Origin of the sequence: Sphingobacterium corticibacter (assembly GCF_003076635.1) — a bacterium.
Taxonomy (GTDB): Bacteria; Bacteroidota; Bacteroidia; order Sphingobacteriales; family Sphingobacteriaceae; genus Sphingobacterium; species Sphingobacterium corticibacter.
On sequence record NZ_QDKG01000002.1, the window covers coordinates 173,503 to 194,574 of the forward strand.

Annotated in this window: 19 protein-coding genes and 1 riboswitch; of the genes, 13 read left to right on the forward strand and 6 right to left on the reverse strand. The window is 40.7% G+C overall.

The annotated features are described in order from the left end of the window. Window positions 1-70 precede the first annotated feature (70 nt). Window positions 71-1,363 carry a nucleotide sugar dehydrogenase gene (locus tag DC487_RS06695; protein WP_116775196.1) on the reverse strand — a complete coding sequence of 431 codons (1,293 nt, stop codon included), beginning with the start codon at window positions 1,361-1,363 and terminating at the stop codon, window positions 71-73. A gap of 69 nt (window positions 1,364-1,432) precedes the next feature. Then, window positions 1,433-1,909, reverse strand: coding sequence for an adenylyltransferase/cytidyltransferase family protein (locus tag DC487_RS06700; RefSeq protein ID WP_116775197.1), 477 nt, complete (start codon window positions 1,907-1,909; stop codon window positions 1,433-1,435). Between the two features lie 164 nt (window positions 1,910-2,073). Further along, window positions 2,074-2,179: riboswitch (SAM riboswitch) on the forward strand. Between the two features lie 60 nt (window positions 2,180-2,239). Between DC487_RS06700 and metF the strand changes: the two genes are divergently transcribed. The 9 genes from metF (at window position 2,240) to DC487_RS06745 (ending at window position 13,001) form a co-directional block, all read left to right on the forward strand. Continuing rightward, window positions 2,240-3,196: a methylenetetrahydrofolate reductase [NAD(P)H] gene (gene metF / locus DC487_RS06705; protein WP_116775198.1), complete on the forward strand. Its 957-nt coding sequence runs from the start codon at window positions 2,240-2,242 to the stop codon at window positions 3,194-3,196. 37 nt (window positions 3,197-3,233) lie between these two features. Continuing rightward, the gene (locus tag DC487_RS06710; protein WP_116775199.1) at window positions 3,234-4,769 is read left to right on the forward strand and encodes an FAD/NAD(P)-binding protein; all 1,536 of its coding nucleotides are present in this window, start codon (window positions 3,234-3,236) and stop codon (window positions 4,767-4,769) included. Beyond that, on the forward strand, window positions 4,756-5,673 hold the full coding sequence (locus tag DC487_RS06715) for an AEC family transporter (RefSeq protein WP_116775200.1): 918 nt from the start codon (window positions 4,756-4,758) through the stop codon (window positions 5,671-5,673). Before DC487_RS06710 ends, DC487_RS06715 begins: the two co-directional genes overlap by 14 nt. 139 nt (window positions 5,674-5,812) lie before the next feature. Continuing rightward, entirely contained in the window at window positions 5,813-7,975 is a 2,163-nt protein-coding gene (locus tag DC487_RS06720) for a TonB-dependent receptor (protein ID WP_116775201.1), read from the forward strand. A gap of 116 nt (window positions 7,976-8,091) precedes the next feature. After that, entirely contained in the window at window positions 8,092-8,709 is a 618-nt protein-coding gene (locus tag DC487_RS06725; protein WP_116775202.1) for a hypothetical protein, read from the forward strand. An 18-nt stretch (window positions 8,710-8,727) separates the two neighbouring features. Continuing rightward, entirely contained in the window at window positions 8,728-9,747 is a 1,020-nt protein-coding gene (locus DC487_RS06730; protein WP_133228442.1) for a sensor histidine kinase, read from the forward strand. 4 nt (window positions 9,748-9,751) lie between these two features. Further along, window positions 9,752-10,492 carry a LytR/AlgR family response regulator transcription factor gene (locus tag DC487_RS06735; RefSeq protein WP_116775204.1) on the forward strand — a complete coding sequence of 247 codons (741 nt, stop codon included), beginning with the start codon at window positions 9,752-9,754 and terminating at the stop codon, window positions 10,490-10,492. A 298-nt stretch (window positions 10,493-10,790) separates the two neighbouring features. Beyond that, a complete protein-coding gene (locus DC487_RS06740; RefSeq protein ID WP_116775205.1) occupies window positions 10,791-11,825 on the forward strand; it encodes a hypothetical protein in 1,035 nt (344 codons plus the stop codon). 363 nt (window positions 11,826-12,188) lie between these two features. Further along, on the forward strand, window positions 12,189-13,001 hold the full coding sequence (locus DC487_RS06745) for a hypothetical protein (protein ID WP_133228446.1): 813 nt from the start codon (window positions 12,189-12,191) through the stop codon (window positions 12,999-13,001). 41 nt (window positions 13,002-13,042) lie between these two features. On the opposite strand, the gene DC487_RS06750 is transcribed toward DC487_RS06745, so the two are convergent. The 4 genes from DC487_RS06750 to DC487_RS06765 all read right to left on the reverse strand — a co-directional run bounded on the left by DC487_RS06750 (window position 13,043) and on the right by DC487_RS06765 (window position 16,902). Next, on the reverse strand, window positions 13,043-13,906 hold the full coding sequence (locus DC487_RS06750) for a glycosyltransferase family 2 protein (protein ID WP_116775207.1): 864 nt from the start codon (window positions 13,904-13,906) through the stop codon (window positions 13,043-13,045). Between the two features lie 111 nt (window positions 13,907-14,017). Then, window positions 14,018-14,995: a capsular polysaccharide synthesis protein gene (locus tag DC487_RS06755; RefSeq protein ID WP_116775208.1), complete on the reverse strand. Its 978-nt coding sequence runs from the start codon at window positions 14,993-14,995 to the stop codon at window positions 14,018-14,020. A gap of 92 nt (window positions 14,996-15,087) precedes the next feature. Next, complete coding sequence (locus DC487_RS06760) at window positions 15,088-15,873, reverse strand: glycosyltransferase family 2 protein (RefSeq protein WP_116775209.1); 786 nt, start codon at window positions 15,871-15,873, stop codon at window positions 15,088-15,090. An 18-nt stretch (window positions 15,874-15,891) separates the two neighbouring features. After that, window positions 15,892-16,902, reverse strand: a complete 1,011-nt coding sequence (locus DC487_RS06765) for a Stealth CR1 domain-containing protein (protein WP_116775210.1) — start codon at window positions 16,900-16,902, stop codon at window positions 15,892-15,894. A 122-nt stretch (window positions 16,903-17,024) separates the two neighbouring features. Here DC487_RS06765 and DC487_RS06770 point away from each other — a divergent pair, with 122 nt between their 5' ends. The 4 genes from DC487_RS06770 (at window position 17,025) to DC487_RS06785 (ending at window position 21,056) form a co-directional block, all read left to right on the forward strand. Further along, the gene (locus DC487_RS06770; RefSeq protein WP_116775211.1) at window positions 17,025-18,020 is read left to right on the forward strand and encodes a UDP-glucuronic acid decarboxylase family protein; all 996 of its coding nucleotides are present in this window, start codon (window positions 17,025-17,027) and stop codon (window positions 18,018-18,020) included. Then, on the forward strand, window positions 18,013-19,044 hold the full coding sequence (gene galE, locus DC487_RS06775) for a UDP-glucose 4-epimerase GalE (protein ID WP_116775212.1): 1,032 nt from the start codon (window positions 18,013-18,015) through the stop codon (window positions 19,042-19,044). Before DC487_RS06770 ends, galE begins: the two co-directional genes overlap by 8 nt. Window positions 19,045-19,047: 3 nt before the next feature. Next, complete coding sequence (locus DC487_RS06780) at window positions 19,048-19,629, forward strand: hypothetical protein (protein WP_116775213.1); 582 nt, start codon at window positions 19,048-19,050, stop codon at window positions 19,627-19,629. A 212-nt stretch (window positions 19,630-19,841) separates the two neighbouring features. Then, on the forward strand, window positions 19,842-21,056 hold the full coding sequence (locus DC487_RS06785) for an OmpA family protein (protein WP_116775214.1): 1,215 nt from the start codon (window positions 19,842-19,844) through the stop codon (window positions 21,054-21,056). The last annotated feature ends 16 nt before the right edge of the window (window positions 21,057-21,072 follow it).

Below are 21,072 nucleotides of genomic sequence, written 5' to 3' on the forward strand. Positions count from 1 at the left end.
TCGGAAGGTGGGCGGTACACATAGCGCCCAAACTTCAAAAAATATGCCAAGCAACGGAATCTCTTTGCTATTAAAGTCGCGCGTCGACTATAGCTCTGTCTAGCACTCCTTTAATATCAAAAACAACGACACGCTCCTTACAAAAGTTCTTCAAATCCAATTTTAAAAACTCGTGATGTGATACCGCCATGATAACCGCATCATAAGCACCCGATTGCAATACATCCTCCATTGATTTCAAACGTAAGCCATATTCATGCTGCACCTCTTCCCTACTTGCCCAAGGATCTACAATATCCGTCTGAACGCCATAATCCTCTAAGGCTGTATGCAAATCTTTCACTTTCGTGTTGCGAATATCTGGACAGTTTTCTTTGAACGTAATTCCCAAGACCAGGGCTTTAGCTCCTTTCACGGCAATGTCTTTGCGAATCATTAGTTTGACAACCTTAGAAGCAATAAATTCTGCTACAGAATCATTGACACGTCGGCCGGAAAGAATCACGTTAGGATGATAGCCGAGCTGAACTGCTTTGTGCGCCAGATAATACGGATCTACTGAAATGCAGTGTCCGCCAACTAAACCTGGCTTATAGGGAAGAAAATTAAACTTAGTGCCAGCTGCGGCCAATACATCTTGTGTATCGATGCCGACCCGATCAAAGATGAGCGCCAATTCATTGACAAAGGAAATATTAACATCCCGTTGTGCATTTTCGATCGCTTTGGACGCCTCTGCTACCTTAATGCTCGGTGCTTTGTGCGTACCCGCATGAATAATAACTTGATATAGTTGATCGATTTCTTCGGCAATAGCCAGTGTAGAACCGGAAGTCACCTTCTTGATTGTGGTCAGTGTATTGACCTTATCTCCCGGATTGATTCGTTCCGGTGAATAGCCCGCAAAAAAGTCTTGATTGAATATCAGTCCCGATTCTTGCTCCAAAATAGGCACACAATCTTCCTCGGTGCATCCTGGATATACTGTGGATTCGTAAATCACGATATCACCTTTTTTCAAGACCTTGCCCAACATGCGCGTTGCACTGCGCAAAGGCCTGAGATCCGGCGCATTAAATTCATCGATTGGCGTAGGAACGGTGACGATGTAGATCGTGCACGAACGCAGATCTTCCACAGCACATGAAGCGATATAACCTTTCTGACCGTCTGTATCTACCGAAAATTGGCGTGCTGACAGTAATACTCCCGCATCTGCCTCCTTGGTACGGTCAACGCCATTATTAAGTTCATTGACACGCGCTTCATCAATATCAAATCCAACTACTTGCGTGTGCGAAGCAAACGCTAATGCCAAAGGCAACCCGACGTATCCTTGTCCGATAACGGCTATTTTCTTCATTCTCTACGAATGTACTAAATAGTCTGATAATTCAGAAAATTGAAAATCCGTAATGTAGTTTTTGTCGCACTACGGGGCGATCTCGCGCACCATCTTTTCCGCCTCCTTTTCGGCAACGATACGGCGCAAACCTGAACTCGAAAATCGGTGATCTCGACTGTTGAAATACAATTCAATTCCTTTTTGTTCACAATATTGTCTACCCGTAAAGTTTTTGTCCTGATACTCATCCCCTACAATACGCACATCGAGTTTGAAAGACCTTAAGATATCTTCCAAATCCTGTTCTGTAGAATAAGGCACGATTTCATCAACATAATGACAGCCACGAAGCTGTATATAGCGCTCTACGACGGTTTGTGTAGGCGCATTTTTCTCTGGACGATCTAAGGTAGGATCCATCTGTAAACCGCAAATCAAATAATCACATTGCCGCTTGGCTTCTGCCAACATCATGATATGACCAGCATGCAATAAATCGAAAGTAGAGAAAGTAATGCCAATACGTGGCCCGGGATTGTAGTCAGGGTGATTCTTTTTTTCCATATCGATATGAGTTGTTTGTTTGTGTTCACAAGGATAAATTATTTTTTTAGTACACAAGGTGGACATCATCGAAACGACCGTGGACAAAAGGTGGACAAAGCACGATCTCGAATTAAAATCGCTCTGCATTTTGTTATCCCACACCCTTTTCCCATATTTGCCTATGCTTATAGAGAAAGGCTGAGGGATTAGACCCGCGGACGCCTTAGCAACCTGACCCATGTCAAGGTGCTACAATCTACCCGTTCACAACGAAGGGAATGATAAGCGAACAGGAGCACTAACCAGCACCTCTTCTCTGCAAGCCTTCCATTCAAGAAACAGATACATATGAAGATCATCGATCATATCACGAATGCACAAGGAAAAACCTTGTTTTCTTTTGAGCTGCTACCTCCTGCAAAAGGTCAGGGAATCCAAAACATCTTCCAGACGATGGATGAGCTGATGGAATTCAAACCACCTTTTATCGACGTTACCTATCACCGCGAAGATTATTTATATAAACAACATGCAAATGGCTTGCTAGAGCGCGTTTCCTATCGTAAGCGCCCAGGTACAGTAGCCATCTGTGCCGCCATCATGAATAAATACAAGGTCGATGCTGTACCGCATTTGATCTGTGGCGGATTTACCAAAGAAGAAACCGAAAATGCATTAATCGATCTGGATTTCTTGGGAATAGATAACGTATTGGTACTTCGTGGCGATGCACGCAAAGGCGATGCTGATTTTATCCCGACAGAAGGTGGACATGCCTATGCCACCGATTTGTTGCAGCAGGTAAAAGATATGAATGAGGGCAAATATTTACATGAAGATATCACGACTTCGTCGAAAACAGATTTCTGTATTGGCGTAGCTGGTTACCCCGAGAAACACTTTGAAGCACCCAATGCACAGACCGATTTTAAATGGTTGAAAAAGAAAGTAGATATGGGTGCCGAATTTATCGTGACGCAAATGTTCTTCAATGTTGAGCGTTACAAAGAATTCGTGACCAAATGTCGTGAGCACGATATCCATGTGCCGATTATCCCCGGATTAAAGCCATTAACTACTAAAAAACAACTCATCACCTTGCCCCGTATATTTCACTTAGATATACCCGAAGAACTGTCTGAGGCCGTAGAAGGATGTAAGAACAATGCAGAAGTACGACAAGTTGGAGAAGAATGGCTCGTAAATCAATGTCGGGAGCTTATTGCCTTTGGCGCTCCAGTGCTACATTTTTACACGATGAGTAATCCTGGACCGACCAAAAACATTGTGCAACAGCTGGCTTAGCTAAACAATCATTAGCGATTCCTGTTTAGGTAGTTGTATGGTCAAACATCTACCAAAAAAAATTGCCATTGTGGGTTCGGGAGCTAGCGGCGTAGCCTGCTTTATCCAACTGGTACAAAAGCATCTTACGCAGGGAAACCCGTTTCCGATTTCCATCACACTGTTTGAAAAGCGGAAGGAATTTGGTGACGGGCTGGCCTTTGGCACGGAGCAACAAGGTCATCTACTCAACACGAAAGCAGGGCTCATGGGCATTTTCCCAAAAGAGCGCATGCACTTCGTGCAATGGATGCATCAAAATAGTGATTGGATTGAAGAAAATTATCCGCAGGTAAGCACACATCCTGACAGCTATCCGCCGCGGATGTTGTACGGCAATTATGTGCAAGCGATGTTGGATAGGTATCGCACATGGGGATTGGAAGCTGGTATCGATATCAAAACAGAACCCACTGAAATCATCGCCGCGGATATCACTCCAGAAAACACCGTGATACTACAAACCGAAGACGACCGCAAGTTATCATTTGACTACGTCATCCTTGCCACAGGAAATCCAGAATCTTCTACATTTGCGAAGCTAAAGAAGACCGATCATTTCTTTTGCTCGCCTTGGCCTACCAGTCGCTTGCTCCAAGAGATTCAAAACAAGCAGGCGCGCGTCAGCATCGTCGGTAGTAGCCTGACGGCCATTGACGCCTTAATCACTTTGGTGGACAATGGACATGAAGGGCCGATCGAATTTTTCTCACTCACTGGCTTATTGCCTCGCGTGCAGACGCCTTCTGAGATACCGTACGAACGGAAGGTGTTGACTTTGTCCAGCATTCGCAGCATCATCCGCCAACAGCAAAGAACCCTTCGCATCATCGATCTTATCCGACTTTTCCGTTCGGAAGTAGAAAGCACTTTGGAAAAACAAGTAGATTGGAGCGGCGAAGATCGCATCAATAAAGATCAGTTGACCTTGTTGGAAAAAGACATTCAAGAGGCGACCGGCGACGGCAATATTTTTCAGACGATACTGTATTCCTTACGCGAAGACTCTTACAGCATTTGGCGCTTATTGCCGCCTGATCAGAAAATGCTTTTTGGCAAATGGGTAAAACCTCATTTCGACATCAACCGACACGCCATTCCGCTGGAAAATGCCATCAAGATCCGCAACATTTTACGCTCGGGACAGTTAGAAATCATTGGGCATACCGACGACATTGAGTGGGAAAACGATCGATTTATCCTGAAAAAGCAAGATGGTAGAACGCACGAAGCAGATTACGTCATCAACGCTTCTGGTCCGTCCAGCGATATTGAAAAAATGCAGGATCAACCGTTGTGGCCCGATTTACTGGCGAAACAATACATCGAACCGCATCCAATCGCAGGAGTATTAGCTGATCTGAATACGATGCGCGTATGGACTTCATCCCGGAATGAATTATCCCCTTTCTATGTGATTGGCCATCAGCTTGCTGGCGCACAGCTAGACATCAATTCACTGTGGTTCAACGTCGAACAGGCAGACCTTCTGACCAACGACTTACTCTTACAGCTCGGCCATGGATATCATTAACGAATTAGCGACTCGTGTGCTGCCGCTTTACGGATTTATCCTAGTAGGCTGGTTTGCACATGCCAAATGGAACCTGAAGAGCAAATGGATTTCCAAAGTCTTGCTATTCGCATTGATTCCGATTCTGATTATTGAGAATTTGCTGAAAGCAGATCTGACCGAAACAGCGGTATCTGGTTCCATGATATTTTTATTGGCTTTAGCGATGAACATTCCAGCGATTATTGCGAATAAAAGTTTTGCTTCGGATTATGATGGCAGCCTTTTAAAGGGATCATTTTCCTATTATAATATTGGTTGGTTTGGTATCCCAGTGGTGATGGCACTATTTGGCGAAAAGCAAATGCCGTTGATTATCTCAGCGTATGTGGGCAATGCCTTGTATGGCGATACCATTGGATTCTATTTGATGTCGCGCACCAAAGATGTGCCAACCAAAGAAGCGGTTAAAAAAGTGTTTCAAATTCCCGCTGTCTATGCATGCATTGTCGCGATCGGGCTCAATTTACTTTCTGTAGAACTTCCTGAAAGCGTTGAACCCGTCGGAAAAGTAGTGAGTTGGATCGTTTCTGCTTTGGGAATGCTCATTATTGGCGTTACGCTCGGTGGTATCAACTTCAAAAAGGTAGCTTACGCCACGTTTAGCAAGATATTAGGGTTGCGTTATGTGGCTGGCGCCATATTCTTAGGCTTTCTGGTTTTCGCGGAAGCGCAATGGGTCGGCGTGTTGGATGATGATCAATCGATGTTAATGTTGCTCATGGCCAGTTTTCCTATCGCAGCCAATCTCGTAGTATTTGCATCATTTTTAGAAACGGAGGAAGAAAACGCCGCCTTGCTGGTGGGTATTTCATCCATTGTATCATTAATCCTCATTCCGATCGTCAGCGTACTATTATTCTAGCTGGCTTTAGCATTCGTTATTCATAATCGTTTTGACTCAATTAGCTGTTTTTGCAACTCATATCGTAAAATAAACAGTTCACCGACATTTACTTGTTGCCCATCGCATCGCCGACTAATTTCGGTCGAAACGATGCATTATGCGGTACATATTAATTTTCATTTGTCTTTTTCAAGCCCTTCCAGCGACTTCGCAAGAAAGCAACCAATCACAAATTGTAAAAGGTATTGTTCAGAACACGAAGAAAGCGGGTATTGCTGGCGCTAATGTCTTTATTGATGGCAGCTACGATGGTGCAACGACAGATCGTAATGGCCATTTCAGTTTTTCCAGCGCACAAACAGATTCTGTCTTACTTCAGGTCACAGCTATGGGATTTGAAGCAAAATCTATATGGCTTCAAATTCCATTATCAGAATCGCTCGTCTTTACCTTAATCGAAGATCAGCACATCATTCCCGAAGTGGTGGTAAAAGCAGGTGAATTTCGGATTGGAAATCAAGCGAACGCAGCGCTAAGTGCATTGGATATTGTATCCACAGCAGGCAGCATGGGCAATATTATTGCGGCTCTGCAAACTTTGCCTGGAGCACAAGTAGCTGGCGAAAATGGAAGATTGATGGTGCGAGGTGGCGATCCGCATGAAACACAAACGTACATTAATGGTATTCGCGTTGGACAACCTTATACGATATCAGGAAATAATCTGCCAGTACGCGGCCGCTTCTCTCCTATGCTATTTCAGGGCACGAACTTTTCGACAGGCGCTTATTCTGCCGAATTCGGCAATGCGCTTTCCAGTATTCTAAACCTCAACACGTCTCCCGAACCCGAAGATGCTAAGACGGATCTTTCTATATCTGCTTTGGGACTGGCGGCAGGACATACGAGTCGAATGGGCAAAACTTCTGTTAGCGTCAATACGAACTATATTTCATTAAAGCCATTTACAAAACTATTCAAGCAGAATATTGATTGGACGCAACCTTACGAACAATGGAGTGGAGAAGCTGTTATTCGGCGGCGTTCAGAAAAACACGCGCTTAATGTATATGCTTCGTTTGCCGGAGAAAGAGTCGGTTTTCGAGATTACCAAGCCGATTTCGCCCGCGATGTGGAAACCCATGTACGATCCCATAATCTTTATACCAACGCGAGTTACACGCGTTATTTGGCCAACAACTGGAAATGGGATCTTGGCATTGGTGCAGGTTACATGCAACGAACCGCGACCTTGGATACATTACAGATTCCCAACAAAACAAAGGATTTACACATCAAGAATAAATGGTCCAAATCCGTGAACAATTCATTCCGCTATTTCTTTGGCCTGGATTACTTTTATCAAAACTATCAAGAGAAGGTTTCCTTTGGATCAATTACTACACCAGCATATGGCTTCACCAATCAGATTGCAGCTGGTTTTGGTGAACTGTCTTATCGGATATTCCCGAAATGGCATCTAGACGCAGGAATGCGCTACACACTCAACACCCAAGCCGTGTCTTTTCTAGAGCCAAGAGCAGCATTAAGTTTTCAGTTGGATAAACAACAAACTGCATCATTATCCTATGGCATTTTTCATCAGCAGCCAACCGAAGATATACAGAAATTCCAGCCCGATCTTCCTTGGCAAATGGCGAATCACCTCATATTGCAATACAGCTACGCCACCGCTGGAAAACAACTGCGCCTGGAACTGTTTCGCAAATCGTACGCGCAACTTGTGCGTTTTGAGCGTGGGGATCCCAACTTTGCTCGACCATACCACACAGATGGTGATGGTTCCGTCAATGGGCTTGATGTATTCTGGCGCGACAATCGCTCTGTTCGGAATTTGCAATATTGGATTTCTTACTCTTGGACGCATGCACGCAAGTGGGAGCGAGATTATGCCTTCGCAGTACAACCGCCTTATGTTGCCGAACATTATGGCTCGCTTGTCGCGAAATACTGGATCAGTTCATTGCGATCACAAGTTGGAATCACGAACACAATCAGTTCTGGCCGTCCGTATCATGACCCGAACCAAGCTGGTTATGTTCAAGAATTTACCAAACCGATTAATACCTTATCCATGAACTGGTCTTATCTGATAACGCAACAGAAGATTATTCATATTTCGGTTTCCAATGTATTGGGAAATGAACCCGTCTACAGCTATCAATACGCGCAGAACAGAAATGCTGCTGGCGTATTCGATCGTCAAGCGATGACGCCTACCGCCAAACGATTTGTCTTCGTCGGATTCTTCTGGACAATCAGCCGAAACAAAAAAGACAATCAATTGGACAATTTGTAACGTGCATTTTTACAACTCATCCCAATAATTCGACAGTTCACTAGGATAATTTTTGCCATCGCTAAAAGTGTCCCTAATTTTCGATGAATAAATGAAACCTTAATCATTCAAAAAATATGAAAGCACTATTGATCATCATCCTCACTTTTTACAGCTATGGCAGCTTTGCACAAACTGCTTATGAAAAAGCGATGAGCGAAGCCTTGCAGCTTTGGGAAGCAGGCAACAGCACAGAAGCTGCCGCAAAATTAGAACGCATTGCGGCAGCAGAAAAAACACAATGGCTCCCATCGTACTATCAAGCGCTGATCCTGATTACAGAATCATTCCGTGCCACAGACGCCACTCAAAGAGCGCAACTAATACAACGTGGTAATACCATCATTTCGCAAAAAAGTGCGCTAGGTTCTTCATCGGAATGGCTGGTATTGAAAGCGCTTTCGCTCACTTCAGAGTTGACGGCTGATCCAATGAATTTAGGGCAAAAATTATCGCCGAAGATCATCGAAACCTATCAACAAGCTTTGAAAGCCGACCCTGAAAACCCCAGAGCCCTATCTGGATTAGCAGAATTTCAGATACAGACCAAAAAGTTTACAGGCGGCAATAGCGACAAAGAGTATAAAGACTTGCAGAAAGCCTTATCTTTATACGAGAAAGATCAGCACAAAGAGCCTTTCTACCCGACTTGGGGAAGGGATAGAGCCGAAGCGATGATTCAAAAACAACCTTAGATAATAAGCAAACCTACTGTGAACGCGAGAAAATTAGTTCCCGATTTATTCATATCACTGCTTTTCGGATTGGTGATTATGCTGATCATTTCTATGCAAGAATGCGGATGCAATATCTCCAACATTCCGGTAGAATGGTTAGCATTCACCTTGTTACTGAGCACCTCCTTATATTTAATCAACAAAAATTTTGCGATAGCACTGCAAAAGCACCTTGCAAAGAGGTGGCATCGTTTCTTTGTGTATCTATGCGCGAGTCCCGTTGTTACTTCTGTGGTACTATTCCTAATTCGATACTTGATTTTCGGACGCGAATCCAACTATCAACCTGTGGACTTCTTGTTGGGAGAATCGTTGCAGTTTTATCTATTAAGTGCAGCTATTGCATTAGTTACTGGCGGTATTTTTTATGCCTTCAATGCATTAAAAGCATTGAAGGATGCACAGATCACGACAGAAAAAGCCAAGTCGAGTCTTTCGGAAACTAAATTTATTCATCTTAAAAACCAGATTGATCCACATTTCTTATTCAACAGCTTAAATGTATTGAGTGGCCTGATTGAGGAAGATGCGGAGAAGGCATTCCGCTATACGAATAGCTTATCGGCTATTTATCGGAGTATGTTGAGTCAGAAAGACAAAGATTTGGTACCATTACGAGAAGAACTGGCAACGGGCAAGGAGTTTCTTTATCTTTTACAAATCCGCTTTGAAGGAGCGTTGACCTATGAAATAGAATCAGGCTTGGAGCAAGAGCAGAAATTTGTCGTACCGTTGTGCTTGCAATTATTATTGGAGAATGCCGTCAAGCATAATGAAGCTTCGGAAGTTCGCTCATTGCACATCAAGATCTTCAGTGATTCAGATTATTTGGTAGTAGAAAACAACTTACAACCGCGCAATTCTTTTGTTGAATCCAACAAGCTAGGATTATCGATCATCACCGAACGGTATCGCAGCCTGACGGAGAAGCCGGTTCGAATCGAGCAAAACGACGGAATATTTCGTGTAGCACTTCCACTGATGACAAAAATTTAATGCTATGCACTTTCTAATAGTCGAAGACGAAAAACCTGCAGCACGCCTTTTACAACGCAAACTGGAAAAAGCGGGATATCATCATACAAGCATGGTACATTCTGTAGCAGAAGCGGATATGTGGTTTATCAATAACAAAGCGCCAGATCTCATTTTCATGGACATCCAGTTGTCTGACGGCACGGCTTTCGATTTGTTAGAGAAGCGAAATATTCCTTCAGCCATTATCTTCACCACAGCCTTTGATGCGTACACATTGCGCGCTTTCAAGGAAAACAGCGTTGACTATCTACTCAAGCCAATTGTAGAAGAGGAACTTACTAATGCTATTGACAAGTACTTGTCGCGCACATCAACTGTTTATGATTTTGCCGAAATCCGAAACCTATTAACAACAAATCATCCGGCATATAAAGATCGCTTCACCGTCAAGATTGGACAGCTATTGCGCCCAGTAGAAGCGAAAAATATTGCTTGTTTCTACAGCGCGAACGGGGGCACCTATATACGTACGGTAGATGAGCATGATTACTTGATGGATCATACACTGGATCAACTATCCGCCATGCTAAATCCAAAGGATTTCTTTCGCATCAACCGCAGCCATATTGTTCAGCTGCATTGTATTCGAGATATTGCGATCCACTCCAATTCGCGTCTAAAGGTAAGCTTGCTGAACTATTCGAATCCGGATCTCATCGTTAGCCGAGAACGGGTCGTAGCGTTTAAGGATTGGTTGGGGTGAGAAGTTCTCTTAAAAAATCTTCCTAATCTTTAATGCTAAGAATATTGCATAAGCTTTAATGGCGTAAAAGATATCCCCATCTTTCCTGAATTGTTTCGCGATGTACGGTATCTTGAATTTTATAGTCCAGACTTAAAATGATCGTCATCATCATTTTCCTTATAGCGTCTAAAATATTTGTCAGCTATACAGGATTATAGATGGTAATTATTCACAAATCTATTTACTTAACTTTGTAACTATTAAGAAAAAATTTCGTTTAATCTAAAACATTACACATTAAATTGATTCGAACAACGTGATAAAAACTTTTCAAGGAAAATCAATAATAGTAGGAACTCCAAAGGACTTTGATATCAACAAAATGATTATCAAAGAGTTAAGAAACACTGGTTTTGAATCTGTGTTCGAAATTTCTTTCAATTATCAAAAATTCAAATACAAAAACATTTGGCAACATGCTAAAAGTTTTTACAAAAAGAATTTTGGAAACCGACCTCACTACAAACAACTACTAAGATTCCAACAAATCGAGTCCAACCTGATTCAAGAGCTGAATGAAATTCAAGATGTGGACTATGTTCTCTTAATTCGACCTGATATTTATTCTCCGACTTTTATAGATGCGTTGAAAAAGAAATCAAAAACAATTGTGGCTTATCAATGGGATGGGCTAAATCGCTTTCCCGCCGTAAATGATGTGATTCAAAAATTTGATCGTTTTTTTATTTTTGATCCAGCCGATCTTGGGGTAGAAGGAGTTTTGCCTTTGACTAATTTCAGCCCAATATCCTACACGGCTGAAGAGCTGTTCGATAGTGAACGAATCACAGATGTTTACTTTTCTGGATCGTATTTTCCCAAAAGAGCAGCGGTATTGGGGAAAATTTTAAGTCAGCTTAATAGGTTGGGTAAAAGCATAAAATATCGTCTAAATGCGTGGAAACCGCGTGAAAATAAAAAATATAATCTCACAACAACTAAGGAGTTTATCACTTTCGAAGAGAACTTAAAAAACTCTTACAATGCTGAAGTTGTTATTGATCTTGTTTTTACAGGGCACAAGGGCTTATCATTTCGAATCTTTGAGGCAATAAGGTTTGACAAAAAAGTTATAACGACCAACCAAGCAATATTAAAGTATGATTTTTATGACCCAGACAATATCTTCATCTGGTCTTCAAACTCTAAAATTCAAGAACTAAAAAGATTTTTAGAAACACCTGTAAATCCATTGTCTGACGTCCTAAAAAGAAAGTACGGATTTGAAAATTGGATTAAATATGTTCTTGATGAAGGTGATTTTATTCCGATAGATTTACCCGAGAATTGAAATAAGTTATCTAATAAAACCTATTTGAAATAATTACGTTTATAACTAAATACACGTGTTGATCGTATCGACGCGTAGCAAAATCCCCATATTCCACGTTACTTTAAGTAAATTGGTAATGTTTAATATACAAATGCTAGCTTAGTGAGAGACAATTTTAAAGGCAAATCCATCATTTTAGGAGCACCTAAATACTTTAATATCAATGACTTTTTAAAAAGAGAGTTATATCATTTGGGCTTTGACCAAGTAATAGAAGTGTCTTTCGATTATTATAAATTTAGGTATAAGAACATCTTCCAGCATACTAAAAGTTTTATAGAGAAGACATTCAATAATCGACCCCACTATAAGCAATATTTAATGTTTAAGGCCATCGAACCACAACTAATCGAATCCTTGAAAGATGTTAACAAAGTGGATTATGCGCTTCTAATTAGACCAGACACGTACTCGTCGTCTTTTATTGATGTTCTTCGTACCAAGGCAAAAAAAGTGATAGCTTACCAATGGGATGGCTTAAATCGATATCCTGCGACTTACCCTCTTATACCAAAATTTGACAGCTTTTTCACTTTTAACCCAGCAGATGTCAGTCTAGATGGCGTTTTGCCGGTTACAAATTTTGGCCCTACATCGTATTCTAGGGAAGAACTGGAGGACAAAAACCGCTCGAGTGATATATATTTTTCAGGTAGTTATGAATCAAAAAGGATGATTACTTTGGGAAGAATGATTGAACAATGTACGATTCTAGGATTGAATAATAAATTTATAATAAATTCTAGCAAAACTCGCATTTTAAAAACGTGTCCACTATCTGTTACCAAAAAACAGATCTCATTTGAGGAAAACATACGTAATTCCTACAATGCTAAAATTATTGCCGATGTTGTATTTGAGGGGCACACTGGTTTATCCTTTAGGATATTTGAAGCGTTAGCATTCGATAAAAAAATTATTACCACGAATAAACAAATCTGCAAATACGAATTTTACGATCCCTCAAATATTTTGATTTGGACAGAAGATACTTCTTGTGAAGAATTGAAACAATTTATTGAAAAACCATATAAACCTGTACATCAAAATATCAAGAAAAAGTACAGCTTTGATAATTGGATTAAATATATTCTTGACCATGGTAATTTCACTCCAATTTCCCTACCTGAATAGTTGAACATCATTAGGCTTGGAAAATGTGGGATTATATTATGCTATATATTTTTTTTTCTCATCACACATATTCCGCAGAAATACCATTTTACAAGACCATTTTTGAGCTTTTTCTTTCTCCCAATTGGCAGACCTAAAATGAAATATAAGGCATTGACACCGGTATCTTCTCCAAGATTATATACCTTGAATTTCTTTTGAAAGGACTGCTTGAATTCTCTCACGGGAGCCAGTCCTTTATTACGGTCTACTCGATTACTTTGATTAAATAGTGCAAGTGCGGATCCTGCTCGGTGTTTATAAAAATATAAAGACTTATCTTGTAAGACTAATCGATTGGCAAGGTAAACAGCTTGAATGGAGAACACCAGATCTTCCCCAATACGAATCTTTTCATCAAAATAAATAGAGTGGCTTACTAAAAAATCTTTTCTAAGTAAGTATTTAAAACAATGTCCATCTTCTCCTACTTTAGCCAACATCATCTTATCTTCTGCATTTGAAGCTACAAAGATTCCATTCCTCTCATGCGACCAGATAGATGATTTTTCATGATAGATACTACAACAAACTACATCTGCGTCGTATTTACAAGCACTATTAATCAACTCTTCGTAAAAACAGTGATTAATCAAATCATCTACATCTAGGAAATGTAGATATTGACCCGCCGCACCACTTATACCTGTATTCCTAGCCGCCGAGACACCTCTATTACTCTGACTAATTACTTTTACATTAAAAGAGTTTGCAATTTCGACGGTTTCATCAGTGGAGCCGTCATCAACAACTAAGATCTCAATATCTTTATAAGTCTGAAATTTTACGTTTTCAATGCATTGAGCTATATAAGTAGCAGCATTAAAAGCTGGTATAATCACCGTTATTAGAGGAGTATCAGACATTAGCACAATTAACTAGATTATTCACAAAAACTTTTAAAAGATTATATCGCCAATTTATTATGTACAACGTGTGTAGAAGATTACGTGTCGATTTTGCATCCCTCACTTCCTCTATTCGTCGGTTTGCTGTACATGACTCTCATTTTTCTTAACCTCTACCCTATCGACATTTCTAAAATAATACCTTAACCTCGTAAGCTGCTCATCATTTAGATATGTCAGCTTGTGAATAGACGTAATATCTAAAAGATTAGATGGTGCAATAACATTTTCGTGCCCATCTACAACTAATCGCAATAAATGAGGATACGTATCCGATACAATAGGGCATTTTTCCTTTTTAAATTTATCACTTACTAGTTCATTATACAAAATTTGCAAAATAAAATAATGACGAATTCTACTTTCCGTCTTCCAATAATAGACAATGAGATCAAGTAAAGTTTGTATCATTTCGCTATTGGCTTTTGCAAATATGACGCTGGACAACATCCGCACCTTAAATCTTGGATTGGACGACCAGTATTTGAGGTCAGGACTTGGCCAATTTGATTCATCAAAAACTTGATCATCACGTTGAAAAACAAAATAATCCATGTTCCAAAATGCTGTCGGGAGCGGTCCAGTTAATAAGATTGTTGCATCAATCCACACGCCTCCATAAGCTTGCAGTAACGCCAAACGGAGAAGATCTGAAAAGAAAACATGTTTGAACCTTGGCTGTCCATTATGATTCCAAACGTAATCTGGAAGATTTATGTATTCCTTTACTGAATTATCATCTAACCTGACTATCTCATACTCACTACAATAGTGATCTATCGATTCAAAGCATATCTTTACCAGCTCAGGTAGGTTCTCATCGATTCCTTGACCCCAGTATTGCCATATAATCTTTTTGCCTACTAAGTTATTCTTAATTCCTAGACTATTTCTAGGTATTTCTCCCATGAAATATCTATCTATAATTGGACTCCAAAATCGAGCTATTTTATCTTGTTTATTTTGAATAAGCTTACGTCGACCTGCAGCCCACAGCTTTTTAGAAAGTCGGCCGCTCGCGAGGAATCTCTTAATTTTCTTCATCATTATAATACAAAGTAAAACCTAACCATAAGTTAGAAAACCGAGATAATGTATTAGATACTTGACGACACTAAAATAATACTTACAATTTGCTTTTATCTTACAAAAACTTTCCGCAACAAATACGTCAATCTCCCCGTATCTATCCCAGGGATTTTGAGGTTATGCTTGCGTGCAAACTCTTTTCGAAATGCTTTGGCGTGCGACCAATCTATTCGTCTCTTATCTCGGTGAGCCTTATCTTTTTTGCTCATAATCGAGTTTTCGCGATGATAGTAGATATATTCAGCACCGGGAACAACGACCACACTTTTCGCATAAAAAACAGCAGGAAGTGAAAACGTCAAATCCTCAATAAATCGCCCCTCTTCAAAGCGCAAGCCTTGCTCTTTGATAAAATCTAAACGGAATAGATAACGCCAAACATACCCCCATTTACCGACAAATGTTGCTTTCAGCTTGTCCTTTGCCGTGTGATATACAGCTTGCTTTTTGAAGCGCCACGTTTTGTAACTATGCTTTTCATTAAGCATACCGCCACACGCGATATCAGCTTGAGTAGCCACTACCGCATCGGCCATTTGCTGATAATACTCCAAATTGATACCATCGTCTACATCCATGAAATGGATATACGTTCCAGAAGCCGCATCAATTCCGGTATTCCTCGCCGCCGATAAACCACGATTTTCATCCAAGCGAATCAATTTTACCGGATATTGCAATGCAATTTGGCCGGATCGATCAGACGAGCCATCATCCACCACAATGATTTCTAGGTTCTGGTAGCTCTGCGCAAACATATTGTCCAAACACGATTTGACATACTGCTCCCCATTATAAACAGGGATAACAACAGAAATCAAAGGCCCTTGTGTCATATAAGGATAGGATAAAAATTATGTTAAACGATCAGCCAGCTCAAATTGCGAAGGCTGTGGTAGAATACTTTCGAATGATTTCTCAACCTCCATCATAGTTTGATCGAAGTTTGGCATGTGCTCATTATCATTGATACACACCAAGGAATAAGCTTGTTCTTTAATAGCTTTAATGGCTTTTTTGGAGCGAAACAATAACGGAAACATCTTGGTATCTTGATAGGTATTGTAAGCTTCAAAGTTTGATTGGCAAATTTGCCAAGTTCTGAACAACTCTTGCGTAAAATCTTCTGGAGAACGGAATTTGTGTTTCGACATTTCCATTAGCTCCGCTTCCGCATACTCCCAAACTTCTTTGAATGTGCTCTTGGTATAAGGTTGCGCATTATGTGGCGTACGAAGTGTGATAAACTTATTGTACCAAGACAGCAAGTACGTCAATCTAGCTTTGCTTCCATACATCGGGTTGTACCATTTATCATAATCCCGTTTCATGACAGCAGGTTTATCAAAACGCTGGTTGATTACTCGGATGTTATTTTTCAAACATTTACTCCATAAAGACATGCCTAGATTCATCCGAAACGCAGCAATATCCTGCGGAACTCCATCCTTACTAAAGAAACGGTTTGGCTTCAAGTCATTGATAATAAAGAAATCATCATTGAAATACACGAAGTTCTCTGCAAGATCAGGTATACGATGCAAGTGTACTTCAAGCACACTTGAATTGAATAACGGCAGAAATTGCGCAGGAATATAATCTTCGTGATGTACCAAGTTTAGCTTGGGATGATCGGCATCTAGCCATTCTGGTTTCTGTCCGCAGGTTACAAAATGGATCTTGCGCACCCATGGAGCAAACTGCTCTACGCCACGAAACCAATATTTTAAAAGCCCGTGATCGCGAAAACGTGCTTCCGACACCTCATTCTTGGCATTGTTAATCTTTCCCGAATGTTTAGCAAAGCTTTCCTGCCAGATCGGGTCATTCATATCCACCCAAGTGATCACAAAATCTATGTCCATAGCGCGCTCCTGTCTTTCACTTTTTTTTGGAGTGCACAAAGATAGATATTTTCCAGCATATGTATTCTAGGCCCTAGAAATAATGCCTATATTCGTTCTCTATCAATATGTCTTGAAATACAGTGAAGCAAGCTTCTCCTAAACGTATACTTATTACTGGTGCTGCCGGATTTTTGGGCTCGCACTTAAGCGATCGTTTTATTCGTGAGGGATATCAGGTGATAGGCATGGACAACTTGATCACAGGCACTCTACGCAATATTGAACACCTTTTCAAGCTACCAAACTTTGAATTCTATCAGCATGATGTTTCCAAGTTTGTACACATTCCAGGGCATCTGGATTATATTTTACATTTTGCTTCGCCCGCAAGCCCGGTAGATTATTTACGTATTCCTATACAGACGCTAAAAGTGGGATCATTAGGAACGCACAACCTTTTAGGCTTGGCAAAATCTAAAAAAGCATGCATCTTAGTAGCTTCCACGTCAGAAGTATATGGGGATCCTTTAGTTTCTCCGCAGGCAGAAACCTATTGGGGAAATGTAAACCCTGTAGGACCGCGAGGTGTTTACGATGAAGCTAAGCGTTTTCAAGAAGCGATGACGATGGCTTATCACAACTTTCATGGTGTAGACACGCGAATCGTACGCATATTCAACACGTTTGGGCCGCGTATGCGACTAAACGACGGGCGTGCATTACCTACATTTATTGCGCAAGCACTTCGTGGCCAAGATTTAAGCGTTTTTGGCGACGGTCAGCAAACACGCTCTTTCTGCTACGTAGACGATTTGGTGGAAGGCATCTTTCGGCTACTTCATGCCGATTATAGTGAACCTGTGAATTTGGGCAATCCAGATGAAATTACGATCACAGATATAGCCAAAGAAATTATTGAGCTCACGGATAGTACGTCGAAGTTAGTATTTTCGGACTTACCTATCGATGATCCGAAACAACGACGGCCCGATATTAGATTAGCAAATCGTTTGCTAGATTGGTCGCCCAACGTTTCTCGTTTAAACGGTTTACGCAAGACCATCGACTATTATCGATTAATGGACAAAATAGATTTACAAGAAACTACTCAAATATATTTTAAAGGAGATGCATAAAATTTTAGTAACAGGTGGTACTGGATTTATCGGTTCACATACCGTTGTAGAATTATATCAGGCGGGCTACACGCCCATAATTATAGATAATCTATCTAACTCGAGCATTCGAATTCTAGATCAAATCGAAAAAATAATTGACTACCGCCCAGAATTTCATCAGTTCGACTTATGCGATGAAGTGGCGGTGAAAAATTTCGTCGCCAATAATCCAGACATCTCGGGTGCCATTCACTTTGCGGCTTCCAAAGCAGTGGGCGAATCGGTGTTAAAACCGCTTAAATATTACCATAACAACTTTTTCTCCTTGATCAATTTGTTGAACGCATACCAAGACACACCTATTAACTTTGTTTTCTCATCAAGCTGCACGGTTTATGGTCAACCAGACCAATTGCCTGTTTCTGAATCAGCGCCCGTAAAAACCGCCGAATCCCCATATGGAAATACGAAACAAATCGCAGAAGAAATTTTGCAGGAGACCGCTCAAGCATATGACAATTATCAGATTGTTTCCTTACGCTACTTCAACCCTGCTGGAGCGCACTCTTCGGCACTAATTGGCGAATTACCGATAGGCGTACCTCAGAATTTAGTACCTTTTATCACACAAACGGCCATCGGCAAAAGGGAGAAATTAACGGTATTCGGTGGTGATTATGATACCACAGATGGCTCTTGTGTGCGTGATTATATTCATGTGGTAGACTTAGCCAAAGCACACGTAGCTGCTATCCAATTGCTGGAGAAAGGCAATCCTGCCGGAAGGTACGATGTGTTCAACATTGGAACCGGAATAGGCTACTCTGTTTTAGAAGCTATTAAGGCTTTTGAAAAAACATCCGGTCAGCAATTGAATTATGAGGTGGGCCCTAGAAGAGATGGAGACATCGTAAAAGTCTGGGGAGATGTGACAAAATCTGCGGAAAAATTAGGCTGGAAAGCAGAATTAGGCATCGAAGAAATGATGAAATCTGCTTGGGCATGGGAGAAGTATATTCAGCAAAATCCCTTAGTGGATTAATGTATGTCAGTACACCAACAACCAGAGCTTAAAGCAGCTATTCTCGCTCTTCCAGATAGGGCGAAAGACAAGCTATTAATTCGCTTGATCAATAAAGATAAAATGCTGATCAAGCGACTGCATTTTGAACTATTGGAAGACGAAACTGACTTACAGGCACGAGTTGAGCATTTGCGCAGACAATTGCAAACCTTATTTGTAGATGCGGCTAAAAGTATGGCAAGTAACACAAGCTTAAATAGTATAATTGCGGTAAATAAGTTGGTGAGGCATGCCAATGGCATTATAAATGAGCATGAAAAAGTCACTAAAGATAAAATTAGTGAAGTAGAATTTAGACTCTTAATTTTAAAAGAACTTATTCAAAGATTTTCCCAAATTGTTGAAGTGAGCCATCTACAGGCCAGTCACAAGCTTCATCAATATCTAGCAGCACGTATCAAGTTTGCCTATGGCAAATGGCTGAAATTGCATGAGGACTATCAATTCGACTTCAGAGACGAGCTTCAGCTTATAATAACCTGGGGCAGTAACAGCGCTTTGAGCCCCTATCTAAGGCAGTACAATATCCCGATGGAAATCTAGTAATTTCACCAATCGATGAAAAATAAAGCTCGTTTATACTTACCGAATGTAGTGCTTTAACTACATAGTTTAAAAAAATGAAGGTTTTGTCTCAATTGATCAATATATTTGCATTGGATTATTTAGAGATGACGATTAGCTGAACTGGTAACTATTTCGTTATTTTTGATCATTACAAATTATAGTGCACCATACCAAAACATCCGTTAGCAATGAAATATACATTCATTTTAATTCTGGGAATCGTGACGTATATGTCCGCTTCAGCCCAAACTTACGAGATTCGTCGCGACACAACGACTATTGTACACGATGACAAATACAAAGTAGAGACCAATCGTTTCTTCCAAAACTGGTTTCTCGGTGCTGGCGCCGGTGCTCAAATCTATTTTGGGGACCACAACAAGCAAATGGATTTTGCAGATCGTATTACTCCCGCTTTCGAGATTAATTTGGGTAAGTGGTTTACGCCAGGTATTGGTGTACGCTTAGGTGCCAATGGCTTCAAAGCAAACGGCCTAACACAAAATGGCAGTTACGTTGTAGGGCCATATGACAAACTTCCATGGGAAGGTTACATGTTGCAAAAGCAAGAATTGAAATTTTTTCACTTCCGTGGAGATGTGCTTTTCAACCTATCAAACTTACTTGGTGGATACCGTGATAATCGTTTTTATGAAATTAGTCCCTACGCCGGATTAGGCTTAATGATAAACACTAACGATAAGTCTGAGCGCGTAGGTAGTGGAAGAGAAATAAGTGCCAGCATTGGTTTATTAAATACTTTCCGTTTGAGTCCAGCATTTCATCTGACCTTAGATCTTCGTGGATCGGTAGTAGGAGATCGCTTTGATGGAGAAGAAGGAAATAGATGGGAAGATGGATTGGGTTCTGCCACAGTAGGAATTAGATACAATTTTGGCAAGAAGAAAGACTGGGATCAACCTAAAACTACGATCATCAAGTACAACGAAGAAGATCTTAGCGCATTGCGTAGCGCTGTGAACAAATTGGCTCAGGATAATAATCATTTAAGAAAACAATTAGCAGAAGCGAAAAATTCTTCAATAACCGAAGTACAGATTGAGCGCAATATGCTAGTAGCACCTATCTTAGTAACTTTCCCAATTAACAAAAGTATCGTAAGCAACGAAGCTCGTGTCAACTTAAGTTTCTTTGCGGATATGATTAAAGAAGGAGATCCGAATATCAAATACAGCATTACAGGTTATGCAGATAAAGGTACCGGAACCGCCAAGATTAATGACCGTCTAAGCCGTGAACGTGCAGAGGCAATCTACAACGTGCTTGTTCGTGAATTCAACGTATCACCGTCTCAATTAGTAAAAGAGTACAAAGGCGGTGTGGATAATATGTACTATGATGACCCACGCCTAAGCCGTGCAGTTATTGTTATAGCAGACTAACTGTTTCATCAATACA

Excerpts from the sequence above, each read along its gene's own strand:
- DC487_RS06785 (WP_116775214.1), top strand. The coding sequence starts at position 19,842 with ATGAAATATACATTCATTTTAATTCTGGGAATCGTGACGTATATGTCC.
- DC487_RS06695 (WP_116775196.1), bottom strand. The coding sequence starts at position 1,363 with ATGAAGAAAATAGCCGTTATCGGACAAGGATACGTCGGGTTGCCTTTG.
- DC487_RS06750 (WP_116775207.1), bottom strand. The coding sequence starts at position 13,906 with ATGTCTGATACTCCTCTAATAACGGTGATTATACCAGCTTTTAATGCT.
- DC487_RS06760 (WP_116775209.1), bottom strand. The coding sequence starts at position 15,873 with ATGACACAAGGGCCTTTGATTTCTGTTGTTATCCCTGTTTATAATGGG.
- galE (WP_116775212.1), top strand. The coding sequence starts at position 18,013 with ATGCATAAAATTTTAGTAACAGGTGGTACTGGATTTATCGGTTCACAT.
- DC487_RS06700 (WP_116775197.1), bottom strand. The coding sequence starts at position 1,909 with ATGGAAAAAAAGAATCACCCTGACTACAATCCCGGGCCACGTATTGGC.
- DC487_RS06715 (WP_116775200.1), top strand. The coding sequence starts at position 4,756 with ATGGATATCATTAACGAATTAGCGACTCGTGTGCTGCCGCTTTACGGA.
- DC487_RS06710 (WP_116775199.1), top strand. The coding sequence starts at position 3,234 with ATGGTCAAACATCTACCAAAAAAAATTGCCATTGTGGGTTCGGGAGCT.
- DC487_RS06765 (WP_116775210.1), bottom strand. The coding sequence starts at position 16,902 with ATGGACATAGATTTTGTGATCACTTGGGTGGATATGAATGACCCGATC.
- DC487_RS06725 (WP_116775202.1), top strand. The coding sequence starts at position 8,092 with ATGAAAGCACTATTGATCATCATCCTCACTTTTTACAGCTATGGCAGC.
- metF (WP_116775198.1), top strand. The coding sequence starts at position 2,240 with ATGAAGATCATCGATCATATCACGAATGCACAAGGAAAAACCTTGTTT.
- DC487_RS06755 (WP_116775208.1), bottom strand. The coding sequence starts at position 14,995 with ATGATGAAGAAAATTAAGAGATTCCTCGCGAGCGGCCGACTTTCTAAA.
- DC487_RS06745 (WP_133228446.1), top strand. The coding sequence starts at position 12,189 with ATGTTTAAGGCCATCGAACCACAACTAATCGAATCCTTGAAAGATGTT.
- DC487_RS06735 (WP_116775204.1), top strand. The coding sequence starts at position 9,752 with ATGCACTTTCTAATAGTCGAAGACGAAAAACCTGCAGCACGCCTTTTA.
- DC487_RS06720 (WP_116775201.1), top strand. The coding sequence starts at position 5,813 with ATGCGGTACATATTAATTTTCATTTGTCTTTTTCAAGCCCTTCCAGCG.
- DC487_RS06780 (WP_116775213.1), top strand. The coding sequence starts at position 19,048 with ATGTCAGTACACCAACAACCAGAGCTTAAAGCAGCTATTCTCGCTCTT.